Origin of the sequence: Paenibacillus sp. 1-18, assembly GCF_000520755.1 — a bacterium.
Lineage (GTDB): Bacteria > Bacillota > Bacilli > Paenibacillales > Paenibacillaceae > Paenibacillus > Paenibacillus brasilensis.
The window spans coordinates 16,420-29,188 of sequence record NZ_ASSB01000395.1; the positions used below are offsets into that span (position 1 = coordinate 16,420).

The following is a 12,769-nucleotide window of genomic DNA, read 5'->3' on the forward strand; positions in this document are numbered from 1 at the left end:
TCCCACATCTCAACAATTTCTCAACAAGGATAGAAAAAAGAGCCTTGATCATGTGATCAAGGCTCTACGAAATGTAGTTCTATTTCTTCATTTTTAAAAAATAATATTAATAAAAATATTGATATTAATATTGCTTTGTTTTAATGTATTTGGAGGGATCTTTGATCATTTCGAATTTTTGTTTACCCTTATACAGGGCTGCATCTACTGTGGTGTCTACGACCACCCACTGATTGTCGATGTAGACCTCATTCCAGGCATGGTAAGTATCCACGTAGGAAGATTTGCCCATAACCAGCTTGGTTGGTACATCTACACTTCGTAACATAGCAGCCATCAGTGAAGCATAACCATAGCAAATATCTTTTTGCGAGCTTAACGTACGATCAATTTCCGGCAGATAGTCAGTCGTTAAGGCGAAGGCCTGATTGGAGTCATAATTGATATGACTAATGATATAGTCATAGATTTTTTGAAGCTTCTCGCGATCCGTTGTTGCGCCTTGGGTTAATTCACGGGCTTTTTGAATCGCTTGATTGGTATCGCTCCAGTCAATATTTTGCACGGAATTGAGATATACCGCTTTGCTATCGTTTAGCTTTAACTCGATCGTATCTTGTCCTATCACTTTATACTGATTACCACTAAGCTGTTCCAAAATACTAATGCTATAGTTCCCATTACCCATTTGGAGAGGAAATACCTCCTCGGATTTTCCGGGTGTGAGATTATAAGAGTATTTTTGCGCATCTTTGGTAACCAAAATCTTGGTTTTAACGTTAGGTTTAACAGGGTAACGAACACTGACCGTACCATGATTTACATTGTTTTGATCCAACCATGCAACACTATCACTATCAGCAGCGTGAGCTGTCGAATTTAGGAGTGTTGTGGACAGCATAAAAAATAGGAGAAGTGCGGAAAATATCATTTTCCCCATAAAAAACTTCCTTTCGGTGGCCAGGCTGCCATCATAAATAGAAGGCCCTATAGCTTTGCGTCCCTGCCTTTCGACAGGTTTGCCATTTCGTATAAAGTTTTCGGGTAAAAAGGCACGACAAAAAGCCACTTCAACCGGTAGCTGGCTGCCATCATACAGAAGGCCCTGTAGCTTTGCGTCCTTGCCTTTCGACAAGTTTGCCATTTATCTTGAATAGCTTATATTCCTTATTCTATCAGTTAGGTACTCTATTAGGCAAGTTTAAATCTCAAATTTTCGCTATTTATCGACAAATCAAGCCTGCAGATTATACACAAGGCCTATTTTATACGATTTCCCCATTTTTTGCGGTAGGAATGAGGCGTTTCTCCAATGTGCTCTTTGAACAGATTGATAAAATGACTTGTGTTGGGAATGCCCACATATTGTGCGATGTCAACAATAGATACATCACTGGTTTTAAGCCAGCCCTGAGCAGCCGTGACACGAACATTAATAAGATATTCAATAGGAGAAAAGCCAGTCTGTTTTTTAAAGTTTTTAGCCAGGTTAAACTTGTTCAGTCTAAACATGTCTGCCAGTGAATCCAGCGTGATCCGTTCACAATAGGATTGATCCAGATATTGCTTTACCTTGCGCACCTCTGCAATTCCATCTGAATTCGCGTTGGGATTGGTGTAGGGGTGCTGTAAAATAACCGTTAACAATTCAACGATTAGCCTGGATGAGAGCAGTTCAGAGGATATGCTTCTTTCAGACTGTACATGTAATAATGTACGCAGCTTGTCCAATACCACACCTGGGTCCTTTAATGAGATTACAGGCTTATTGTGCTTGTCAAATTGTTCGTAGAAATTGTCAATCAGATTGCCGTGCAGATTAATACTAATAAACTCCCATGTCTCCTGACAGGAAGTTTTGTACTGTACATATTCTCCGCAATTAATAAAAAGCATGTCATAAGGCCTCAATATATATTCCTTGTCCCGGTATTGCAATTCCCCTCTCCCGGATAGGGTAAAAAGGAGCAAAAATGAGGAGAGCTTTTCCCGTTCCATTGCATAAGCATCTGTTTTGAAATAGCCTATTTCCTGTATATAAAAGAGGGATTTTTTAGCGAAGGCAGAGGGTGTACATACAATTGCAACTGGATCTTCGCTCCAGAGACCCTGGGCATTTTTTTGTTTTGTTGTCATATCCAATTCCTTTACAAAAGAACAATTTTAGTAAGATAATTGTAGTTTGTTTCACGAATACCCTTTTAAAACCGGAGTTCCCATTTACAAAGGTTATTTTATCACATTAAATTATGTTCATGTACAATAAGAGATTGCATAATTATTTACAAATTGAACCAGCTTGGATCTGTGTGAAAAGGGACAGGGTTCTTCCAGAATTAAATCGTTAAATGGATGAAATGAAGGGTGAGAGTTGAAAATAGTTGGTCTTTATGACGAATGCATCCTAATCTTGCAATTCCACTTTTGAGGCATATATCCTTTCGATTTTAGAAAAAATGGGACTATAATTCGACAAAATGATTCGTAGGGCTCACTTTGTTAGGAAATAGATTTGGCTCCAATGTTGTGTTCCTGTTCACGAACATGTATGAAGAGGTGTAGGTATGTGAACGCCATTTATGTAAATAGCGCAAATTCAGAATTTCACACACGATTTGTCGAAAATAGAGTGTGGCAAGCTTTTGGAATTCGTACAGGCAGTGATATGATGGGTAATATAGATCTAATGATATATATTCGACAGTTAGTTTGGAGGATCACAGGATGGGAAAAACAAAAAAAACGAAAACCGCAGCAGCTTGGTCACTTGTTATGATGGGAGCGGGCTTTGCTGCTACGTTACCTTTTCAACAATTTGGCTGGGGCCGTCTTTTGGCTGGATCTTTTGAGGCCGGACTGGTTGGAGGATTGGCAGACTGGTTTGCCGTAACCGCGTTATTCCGTCATCCGCTGGGCATTCCGATTCCACATACAGCGCTTCTCCCCAAAAATCGAGGAAAGCTGACCGATGCCTTGGTTAACACGGTCGAAAACAATTTACTCCATAAAGAAAGTATTGCATCTAAAATTGCCGATATTCGGCTGGCCGAGCTGGTGCTGAAAAGCGTGGAAAAAGGAATACGCACGCCTGAAGCGGTCACTTTCATAGATGTCCTTGCCAAGCGACTTGTCCGCTCGCTTCCGCTGGCGGAGCTGGCCCCGGTGATCGCGACCGGGATTAAGCGGCAGGCGACTGAATTCGATATGGGGCCGTTGCTAGAGGCCCTCGCCCGGCAAGCTGGGGAGCGGAAGTATGACCAACAAGCGTTGGATTATGCGCTGGAGCAGACGGAGTCCTGGCTGCTGCGGGCAGACACCGGGGTTATGCTTGGTACCCTGGGGATGCAGGCCGTTAGCGGCTTGCAGGTCAGTGGACTCATGCAGTTTGCCCTGAACGCCTTCCTGGGTTATTTGAATGAGGAGCGTATGGGCGAGATGATTCGTCACTTTTTGCTGGACCGCGTAGCGGAGCTTCAAAATGAAGGACATCCGCACCGTCAGGCCGTCCTGGATGGTATCAACACACAGCTGATCCGTCTGGCAGCCAAAGATACGGTCAGGGAGGGGCTGAATCATTGGAAAAATACCTTTATTGATTCCTGGGAAGGCGATGCAGTTGTATCAGGGAAGCTCGAAGAGCTGCGCCGTCATCTGCTGGATTATATGGAGGACACCAGTTATGTAACGGCATACATTGTACCTTTAATGGATCAAATGCTGTCTGATTTATGGGAAAATACGGAGCTGCTGGACAAGATCAATTCGTGGATCGTGGCAAGTGTTACCGGAGTAGTGGAAGCAAACCACAGCCAAATTGGTGGTCTGGTCCGTGAAAATGTGAATAAAATGGATGATGCTTCACTGATTGCTTTAATGGAGGACAAGCTGGGGCAGGATTTACAGTGGATACGGATTAACGGTGCGCTTACAGGTTTTCTGATTGGAATTGTGCTTACCGGGGTTCGTATGTTGCTTGAATAGCACGGACAATCTGTGCAAAGGAACAATAAGTGAAAATTGTGTAGATAAGGGTTGTGAAGCTATGAGGATTGTTACTATCCAATGCTGCTGCCAATGCTGCTGGTTCAAATGAGAGCCCGGCAGAGTGGCGTTGATGTATGGTACCGGATGACAAGTGGATGAGCAAGCGGAGATTTTTTTTTATTACGCTGTCATTCCTGATCGTAATTATCGGCCTGCGTTTGCTGTGGTTTGATTATTACCACAATCAGGATTATCCCCGGGCCAAGGCGGGAATTCTGGATCTGAGGGGCCTGGATTTGCAGGAGATGAAGACCCTACCATTAAATGGAGAGTGGGAGTTTTATCCTGGAGCTTTATCTTCTCCTGCTGAACTGAAATCCTTATTTATGCAGAAGCAGCGCCAGGCCATTCAGGTACCCGGATTATGGAGTGAGTCGGTATCTCCCGTGGATCATAAGGCATATGGGGTTGGAACCTATCGGCTGCTTATTTTGAATGACAGGTTGGAGGACACTTTATATGGACTTCGGATCGGGAGGATTAGTACGGCATCCAACATATTTGTGAACGGCCGTTTAGTTAGTCATAGTGGACAGGTCTCTAACAAGGTCGAACAGCATACAGGATCGACCGTTCCGTTCACTGCTATGTTTGATACGAACAGAAAGTCCATAGAGATTGTCATTCAAGTATCCAATTATGATTTTCCTTCCAGCGGAGGAATTGTGAAGCCTATCATTTTCGGAAGCGCGGAGGCTGTGAATAGCCGAACCAACTTCGCGATCTCGATGCAAATCATGGTGTGTATTATTTTGCTGCTCCACGGGATATATGTAATCGTTATATTTTTTATGAATCCACAAAAGAAGGCGCTTCTGTATTTTGCGGGAATTGTAGTCTGCACGGTATTATCCATCCTGACAGACGATGACAAGCTTTTAATAGACTGGTTCCCCATCAATTTGAGTCTTTCGTTAAAAATAACCATACTTTCCTATATAGGAATAGGTATGTGTGTACTGAAGCTGGTGCAGTCTCTGTTGGTTCGATCCCGCATCATTCAGATTGTTTTTATAGGCCACTGTTGTTTTGCGGTTACGGTTTTATTTGCATCTACATCCAACCTTTATGCATTTTTGTTGGCTCTTATCGCATTTTCAGGCATTACCCTATGTGTTACGGTTCCAACGTTTACTTTTCTTAGAACATTCAGAGGGCAAAAAGAGGCTATTTTTCTGTTGCTCGCATCCCTTAGCATTGCTTCCAGCATACTGTGGGGCGTGTTCAAAACGAATGACCTCCCCTATTACCCTTGGGATATAGTGCTGGCCTTCGTGGCGTTTGCGTCCTATTGGTTCCAACGTTTTTTTAATACGAATACCGAGCTGAGAAGGTTGACGGTGAGACTGCAGCGCGCTGATCAGGTGAAAAATGAATTTTTGGCCAACACCTCTCATGAGCTGCGAAATCCTCTGCATGGGATGATTAATATAGCACAGACCGTGCTGGAGAATCAGAATGGCGCCCTGGATGAGCCCAACAAGAGAAACATGCAATTGCTCGTTACGGTCGGTCGCCGTATGTCCTTATTATTGAATGATTTGCTGGATGTTACACGTCTGCGTGAGAAGGATATTCTTCTGGAAAAAAGAAGCTTGAAGCCCCAGGCTGTAGCCTCGGGTGTGCTGGATATGCTTCAATTCATGACAGATGGTAAACCTCTAAACATGGTGGTAAACATCCCTGCTGATTTTCCAAATGTATTAGCGGATGAAAACCGGGTAATCCAAATCCTGTTCAATCTCCTTCACAATGCGGTCAAATATACTGCTAAGGGGACCATTTCCGTTCACGCACATATCCAAGGTGAAATGGCCAGTATTGAGGTTCGTGACACGGGCGTTGGGATGGATGAGGAGACGCAAAAGCGAATATTTTATCCATATGAACAAGGAGATTCTCATTTAACGGTTATTGGGGATGGGCTTGGACTAGGGTTGAGCATCAGCAAGCAATTGGTGGAGCTTCATGGGGGATCTCTGAGTGTATGCTCTGAACTTGGGCAAGGCTCAACCTTTTCTTTCACGCTACCGCTTGACCCCTCACCTGTACCCGACGAACTACGAGATAACGAGCAGGTGCGTATGGATGAAACGGCAGATACTGATTTTATAGCTTTGCAAAATGAAGCTGTGATGCAGGTTGCGGCAGGCTCTGCACGGTCGGCCATACTCGCGGTAGATGATGATCCGGTTAATTTAAGGGTGTTAGAGGGCATTCTCGCCTCGGAAACGGAGTCTTATGATCTTGTCACTGTAACCAGTGCCCAGGAGGCTCTGCATAGGTTGGATCAGCGGGAATGGGATTTAATTATAGCGGATGTCATGATGCCTCAAATGTCGGGTTATGAGTTAACTCGGCGTGTGAGGGAATACTTTAGCATTTCCGAGCTGCCTGTGCTGCTGTTGACGGCACGTAGTCAGCAGGAGGACTTATATACGGGATTTCTTGCCGGGGCCAACGATTATATTATGAAGCCTGTAGATTCCATGGAATTGAAATCCAGGGTACGTGCCTTGACTGATGTTAAAAAGTCCGCAAGGGAACAGCTTTGGATGGAGGCTGCATGGTTACAGGCGCAAATCAAACCTCATTTTTTGTTTAACACCTTGAATACCATTGCATCCTTAAGTCATGTGGATCATGCCAGAATGGTGAAGCTTATTGAAGAGTTCGGTGAATATTTAAGATCAAGCTTCAATCCTCAAAATATTGATAGAGTCGTATCACTGGAATACGAGCTTGCACTCCTGAGATCTTATCTTTATATAGAGAAGGAGCGTTTTGGGAATAGATTAGATATTGTATGGGAAGTAGACGAACAGGTGTCCTTGCTTCTGCCGCCGTTGTCAATCCAGCCACTTGCGGAAAATGCGATCAGGCATGGTATCATGAATCGGATAGATGGAGGAACATTGTGCATTCGAATTCAGCAGCGGGAGGATGGCACAGAAATAGCCATTATGGATGACGGTATGGGTATGAGTCAGGAGGAGCTGGATCGTCTGCTGGATCCTCAGCAAGAACAGCATAGCGGGATTGGGTTACGGAATACGGACCGACGTCTGAAGCAAGTATTCGGTAAGGGGCTGTATATTAGTAGTCGTCCCAATCAGGGTACAACGGTGAGCTTCCATGTTCCCCGGATACAAAGGCAAGAAACTTAATATCTCTGTCCCGTAGGACCTCATGCAGAACGAGGCGAAGCAAGTGCCGGTTCTGATGAGGTTCTACGGGTTCCCGAGAATGACTCTAGCCGTGAGACTAGGCATGTGCCATTTGCCACTCTATAAACCAATTCGTAATTTGTTCATTGGGCTTCTCATGAAGCTCTTCCCATAAGACGGATGATAACAAATCATACCACTTGTTAACTAGGTTATTTTTGTTCATATCAGCATAGATTTTCATTAATCCCCAGTAGGCTTCCTCTGCTTGGGGGTGACGACTACAGATGCCCTCATAAATTGAGACCGCTTCTTCAGGCTGGGAGTTCCCTCTATACCACTCTGCCATTTTTAATGAGGTGGATAACCACATTTTATGCAGTCTTTGGCGTTCACTTTCAACCCACCAAAAATCATATTCCTGTAAATAGTCCCCTTTCTATAATTCCATCATTTTAACATAATAGGGAATGGATTCCTTGTTTATCTGTGGAGCGGATGCCAGGAGGGACTCCCATCTTTCTGTATCTAACAGCACGTTTTGCGTATGCAAAATATAACCGCCATTAGTGTTGGAAATATCTAAAAAGGAATGATACGGCGCTATACTTTTTCTAATGTAATAAGCGGCAGTATATAAAAGAGAGTAGGCCTTATCTTCTTCATATTCCGGCCATAGTAATTCAATCAAGGCTGATTTGCGAACCCATTGGTCATGGTTTTGGAGCAGGTACAAAAACAACTCCTGAGTCTTTTTGGTCCTCCACTGAAGAACAGTGGGCTGCTGATCCGGTAATGTGAAGACAACATGTTGAAAAACCTGTAAATGAAGAAGGGAAGGCTGATCCGAAGGTATGGAGACAGCTTGATCCTCACGCTTCAGAATACGATTCATGGTTTTGATGAGACGTTCTGTTGTGACCGGCTTGAGCAGATAATCCAGCGCATTAAGCTCGAAGGCCTGGATAGCGTACTTATCGTAAGCCGTAACAAATACAATCTGAATATGGGGTTTGTACTCCAAAATTTGACTTGCTAATTCAATTCCGCTGATCTCTGGAAGTCTTACATCCAAAAAGGCTATGTCTATATCATCAAGTAAAATATAGTCCTTAGCCACGAACGGATTCGTAAAAGCTCCTGCAATATGTATGCCTTGTAACTTGCCAAGCAGACGCTTCATATAATCCAAAGCTAATTCTTCATCATCGACAATAACAATCCTTGTCAATTTCTCTGATTTTTCCACGTGTGCTTTACTCCTTTTTAGGCAGATACATCTTATTATATAGGATAACTTGGCTGCGGCTATAAACAAAAGGTTGTAGAAGAGAAAAAATTTAAATAAAAAGACGGGCTGCGATGGGCCACCGTTAAGATGGATGATCGCAAGCCCGCCTGTTAGGATGTTTACTATACTTAAGCTTGACTGACAGTATTGGAGGTATATTTACAGAACCCAGCGTGTGACCTTTTCCAGGGGCTGCCTGGATTTTTCCCGCTTAGGCTCATGAGCGCGATAACCGAAGGCGGCAATGACCGAAATATCCAGTCGTCCGTCCTCCAGCAGTCCTTCTTCCTCCAGAATGGCGTGCACCTGATCGTAGTTAAAGCCCTCAATCGGGCACGAATCAATGCCGATCTGAGCCGCCGCCGTCATCATATTGCCCAGGGCAATATAGGTCTGCTTGGAAGCCCAGTCGAATAACGTACGCTCGTTTTCCAGCAGACGTTGATTTTCACCCTGAAAAATTTTGTAGCGTCCCGGTAGCGAAGCAAATTCTTCCTCGGACATGCCTTTTACCTCTTTATACATATACTCCACGTAAGGAGAATCATATCGTACATCCTTACGCGCCAAAATGAGGACGACATGGCTGGCCGCAGGAATCTGCTTTTGCCCCCCGCTGGACACCGCAGCCAGCTTTTGTCTTAAAGCTTGATTTTGTACAACCACAAACTGCCACGGTTCAAAACCGACGGAGCTTGGGGAAAGCCGACCGGTTTCAAGAATGAATTGAAAATCCTCCTCCGGTATGATGCGATCAGGATCGAATTCCTTCGTGGCGTGTCGGAACAGAAAAGCATCCAGAATCTCCTGTTTTTTAGCGGATGTATTGGACATAAAACGTATTCCCTCCAGTTGGATTTAGTTGGTGCTTCATATATTTTCTGCTAATATAATGAGAGCTGATAGCGAATATATAGTCATCATATAGAAAGTTTTTTGAGGGAACAAGTACGCACATATTTGTTCCTTGTCACCAATCTGGGGCTATGGATCTATATCCTGCAGAAAGAAGGGGAAAGATGACACAAAAAATGGAAAATGGAGTTAGCGTGAATTTTGGATGTCCAGTGGCGAAAACTGTAGGGGTTATAGGCGGTAAATGGAAGGGAGTGATTCTATATCATTTGACCACCGGACCACGGCGTTACAACGAAATTCGGCGAACCTTGCCCAATATTACACAGCGGATGCTGACCTTGCAGTTGCGTGAGTTGGAACGGGACGGCATTGTACATCGTCAAATTTATAACGAGAATCCACCACATGTAGAATACTCGCTTACCCCGTTGGGGGATACATTAAGGCCGTTGCTGGATTTTATGAGAGACTGGGGTATCTTTTATGGGGAGCAGAATGGCGAGCCTGCGGCGACAACATCCGATTCGGGAAAGCATTTTTGTTAAGGTGGGCATAAGGAAAGCCCGCTGATGATTTCATCCAAGATGCACGAGATCGTTAGCGGGCGCAGTAAGAGCAGGGTTATTTAAACTCGATGGCCTCGTTCATTTTCGTCCAAGCCGTTTCTCCAATGATGCCCAGCCGCCAGATGGCGATGCCTTTAAGGTCATAACGTTTGGCTAGGCCGACCTTGGCGTTAACAGTGCTGTCTTTTTCGCTACCCATCGAAATCCCCAAAATCAGCTTGTCCCGCGAGGTTTCCTTCAAGGCCAGCTTTATGGCTTCGTCTACTTTGTCCAAAGGCTCAGGCGTCGCCTTTTGACCATAATCATAAGCCATAATGATCAGATCGTCCGCCAGATTGCCCAGCGTCTTGTAATCATAGCCAGCGTAAGAGCTGTTCAGCGGATGCAGAACGACGGTGAGCTTGAGTCCAGCCTGATGCGCTTTGGCAGACAGCTTTTGAATAAAAGCGTTGTAGTCTGAACGCGCTTTGGCCTTATCACCGCTCCAGCCCAGACCCTCCAGATCAAGCGTGATTCCCTTGAACTGCTTATCGGTGGCAGTGCTGACGATTTGGGAAATGGCCTGTTCTTGAAGCTGAGCATTTTCCAAAACCTTGGTCAACTCGTGATTACCGTCACCGGAATAGACCATCAGATAAGGGGACGTCCCCTGGCTGTCTGCCTCCTGTACAATAGAATCCGGTGTTACGGTTCCAGCGGCTTGAGGCCATTTGTATTCTTTGCCAGTTGTCGTAAACTGCCCGTTCGTATCAATTCGGCTCCAGCCGAAGGCTACTGCGTTAAAATTAGGTATCTTGGATCGCTGGTCAAAAGAAGATAACGCATAGAAGCCTACCGTATACATGGCCTCACGTGGCGATGTAATAGAGACGGTCCGTGTTGCTTGATTCCAGTTCACCGTGGCCCCAAATTGCTGCCCGAAAAATCCTAACGGGATCATCGTGCTCCCGTGTACGGTTTGGGGTGCAGCTGTTAGTTGCACTGTTTGCCCGTCCACTGTGGCATTGCGGCTGCCCATTTTCAGAACCACCTGCTTGGTTGCAGAGCCTTGTGATTTGGTAGCGGTGATGCTTTGACTGGCTTGATCCCATTTGACGGTAATGCCGAGAGCTTCCGAAATAGCACGAAAAGGAACCATGGTCGTTCCGTTCATCATTGCGGGCTGTACGGGGAACGGTAACGGGTATCCGTCCAGCACAATGCTGACCTTGCCCGCCTCCGCCTGAGCCAAGGGGCTATAGATGCCCGCTGCTGTACTCAGAAAAATAGCGCTAGATAACAGAGCCTTATTTACGATTTTCATCCTATGATCTCCTATGCTCAATAGATTGCAAAGCTATTATGCTAGAATCGTGAGGTTTCTACCATTTTACCAAAAAAATGATAGATAGGTGAATGTGAAATGTAGGATGAGATGAACCCGAGTATATCTTAGCGTGGGTATTATGTTTTTTGGTTGGTGTACCCATATAAAAAAACAACCATTGACAGCTGTTAAGCCATTCAATGGTTGTTTTTGTTGAGCGTGCTCAGAGGCACGTATTTTCTAGGCGGTCAAATCCGTTCAGTGGAGGAGCAAGCCACTGTGTATCTATAGTAATCAGAACAATTTAGATTACTTGCGGGGCTTGAGTGCAATGCCGACAGCTGCTGCACCAAGCACGACTGCAATAATCGAGAGGATGAGAGCGGTCGTTTGTACAGCCGGGCTGGCTGGAGCTGTAGCGGTAGACGCAGCTTCCGTAGCAGGGCTCGAAGCGGGTGCGGGGCTACTGCTTTCTTTGGTCGTGTCTGTGCTCGCATGGCCTGCTGCGGTGCCAGCCGAATCGTGCCCGCTGTCTGTGGCATGGGTAGGGGTTTCGGATATAGCCTCTGTCGTTATTTTGGTAATGGAATGAGGTGTGCTGCTTTCTTCGTCGCCTGTCCATTCCACAATGCTTCCGTCACTATAATACTGGAAGGCGTCCCAAGGTGCTTCGGTATTCTGGTCTGCATTTTGTGCTACAAAGCTGAAGCGCTGGTATTGTCCTGCTTGAATACCGTCTTTTTCCGTTGTCCAGGTCACGGTGGTTACTTTACCAGAGCTGTCCTTTTCAGTAGCTACCTTCCAATCCGGTATGGGCTCGTATTGTTTAAAAACGACCTCTTTCGGAATTTTCAAAGCAACTTTGGTGGTGGGGATGTTTTTCTCCACGGGTACCTTCAGCGTGTAGGTTTCCCACGCATTGGGCTGCGAAACGGAAGGCTTTACCGTCACGTGTGCACTGGCCATACCTGCAAAAAGCAAGGCGCCTGCTGCAATCAAGCCCGCTGACGCCGCAAACCTGGAAAATCTGGATTTCACCGATTGAATCGTTGTATTCATATTTATTTCGCTCCTTTAAAGTAATAAATTGATTATTTTTTCCCGCCTACGTGCAGGGTAAAGTCGGCATCAACCGCATCCAGAGATGCCGTCAGGGCGTGTACTTTGACCACCCATGTTCCTTCGGCAGTTATCAATTCCTGACTGCGGAAGGGCTGCTGCTTCACTGGGAGAACAAACTCCTGCCGAGCTTTGTCAGGGTCTGCCGGAACGAGCGTCAATGAAACCTGCTGAATTCCTGAAACCGCATTCCCTTTGCTATCCTGAATAGTCACCTTAAATTCATTGCTGCCCACAGCATTGGGGCTGACTCCCAGCCTGACGTTATACTCGCTTGTAGTGTGTGTCTCCTCGAACGGAACAGCGGGTGCCTGACCGGGTGACAAGTGGGTGAGCAGCGCAGCCAACAGCAGCACGAGCAGGCCGACGGACAGCTCGGCTCGTAACCCCACGGCGACCCGCCGGGTCGCCGCCGCTT

General features: G+C 45.5%; 9 protein-coding genes, 2 pseudogenes and 2 riboswitches. Of the genes and pseudogenes, 3 read left to right on the top strand and 8 right to left on the bottom strand.

Features of this window, described 5'->3' with window-relative positions:
- Positions 1-124: 124 nt before the first annotated feature.
- Both L693_RS0126715 and L693_RS0126720 read right to left on the bottom strand, forming a co-directional pair.
- Positions 125-940, bottom strand: a complete 816-nt coding sequence (locus L693_RS0126715) for a transglutaminase-like domain-containing protein (protein WP_025721474.1) — start codon at positions 938-940, stop codon at positions 125-127.
- 12 nt (positions 941-952) lie between these two features.
- A riboswitch (cyclic di-GMP riboswitch) is annotated at positions 953-1,034 on the bottom strand.
- Between the two features lie 39 nt (positions 1,035-1,073).
- Positions 1,074-1,152: riboswitch (cyclic di-GMP riboswitch) on the bottom strand.
- Between the two features lie 108 nt (positions 1,153-1,260).
- Entirely contained in the window at positions 1,261-2,136 is an 876-nt protein-coding gene (locus tag L693_RS0126720; RefSeq protein WP_025721476.1) for an AraC family transcriptional regulator, read from the bottom strand.
- A 588-nt stretch (positions 2,137-2,724) separates the two neighbouring features.
- Between L693_RS0126720 and L693_RS0126725 the strand changes: the two genes are divergently transcribed.
- Positions 2,725-3,981, top strand: a complete 1,257-nt coding sequence (locus L693_RS0126725) for a DUF445 domain-containing protein (RefSeq protein WP_025721478.1) — start codon at positions 2,725-2,727, stop codon at positions 3,979-3,981.
- Between the two features lie 158 nt (positions 3,982-4,139).
- A complete protein-coding gene (locus L693_RS0126730; protein WP_025721479.1) occupies positions 4,140-7,211 on the top strand; it encodes a hybrid sensor histidine kinase/response regulator in 3,072 nt (1,023 codons plus the stop codon).
- A 97-nt stretch (positions 7,212-7,308) separates the two neighbouring features.
- Here L693_RS0126730 and L693_RS31820 read toward each other — a convergent pair.
- The 3 genes and pseudogenes from L693_RS31820 to L693_RS0126740 form a co-directional block, all read right to left on the bottom strand.
- Positions 7,309-7,629, bottom strand: a pseudogene (locus L693_RS31820) (bacterial transcriptional activator domain-containing protein); the annotation flags it as partial.
- Positions 7,630-7,650: 21 nt separating this feature from the next.
- On the bottom strand, positions 7,651-8,460 hold the full coding sequence (locus tag L693_RS0126735; RefSeq protein WP_231503773.1) for a response regulator: 810 nt from the start codon (positions 8,458-8,460) through the stop codon (positions 7,651-7,653).
- Between the two features lie 201 nt (positions 8,461-8,661).
- Positions 8,662-9,336 (bottom strand): NAD(P)H-dependent oxidoreductase, encoded by a 675-nt coding sequence (locus tag L693_RS0126740; protein WP_025721481.1) that lies wholly within the window; start codon positions 9,334-9,336, stop codon positions 8,662-8,664.
- 185 nt (positions 9,337-9,521) lie between these two features.
- Here L693_RS0126740 and L693_RS0126745 point away from each other — a divergent pair, with 185 nt between their 5' ends.
- Complete coding sequence (locus tag L693_RS0126745) at positions 9,522-9,905, top strand: winged helix-turn-helix transcriptional regulator (protein ID WP_025721483.1); 384 nt, start codon at positions 9,522-9,524, stop codon at positions 9,903-9,905.
- Positions 9,906-9,981: 76 nt separating this feature from the next.
- Here L693_RS0126745 and L693_RS0126750 read toward each other — a convergent pair whose 3' ends face one another.
- The 3 genes and pseudogenes from L693_RS0126750 to L693_RS28590 form a co-directional block, all read right to left on the bottom strand.
- Positions 9,982-11,229, bottom strand: a complete 1,248-nt coding sequence (locus L693_RS0126750) for a stalk domain-containing protein (RefSeq protein ID WP_025721485.1) — start codon at positions 11,227-11,229, stop codon at positions 9,982-9,984.
- A 312-nt stretch (positions 11,230-11,541) separates the two neighbouring features.
- Entirely contained in the window at positions 11,542-12,291 is a 750-nt protein-coding gene (locus L693_RS0126755; RefSeq protein WP_025721487.1) for a YcnI family copper-binding membrane protein, read from the bottom strand.
- Between the two features lie 32 nt (positions 12,292-12,323).
- Positions 12,324-12,769, bottom strand: a pseudogene (locus tag L693_RS28590) (copper resistance CopC/CopD family protein); the annotation flags it as partial.

Coding starts and splice junctions, on each gene's coding strand:
- L693_RS0126715 (WP_025721474.1), bottom strand. CDS start 940: ATGGGGAAAATGATATTTTCCGCACTTCTCCTATTTTTTATGCTGTCC.
- L693_RS0126720 (WP_025721476.1), bottom strand. CDS start 2,136: ATGACAACAAAACAAAAAAATGCCCAGGGTCTCTGGAGCGAAGATCCA.
- L693_RS0126725 (WP_025721478.1), top strand. CDS start 2,725: ATGGGAAAAACAAAAAAAACGAAAACCGCAGCAGCTTGGTCACTTGTT.
- L693_RS0126730 (WP_025721479.1), top strand. CDS start 4,140: ATGAGCAAGCGGAGATTTTTTTTTATTACGCTGTCATTCCTGATCGTA.
- L693_RS0126740 (WP_025721481.1), bottom strand. CDS start 9,336: ATGTCCAATACATCCGCTAAAAAACAGGAGATTCTGGATGCTTTTCTG.
- L693_RS0126745 (WP_025721483.1), top strand. CDS start 9,522: ATGACACAAAAAATGGAAAATGGAGTTAGCGTGAATTTTGGATGTCCA.
- L693_RS0126750 (WP_025721485.1), bottom strand. CDS start 11,229: ATGAAAATCGTAAATAAGGCTCTGTTATCTAGCGCTATTTTTCTGAGT.
- L693_RS0126755 (WP_025721487.1), bottom strand. CDS start 12,291: ATGAATACAACGATTCAATCGGTGAAATCCAGATTTTCCAGGTTTGCG.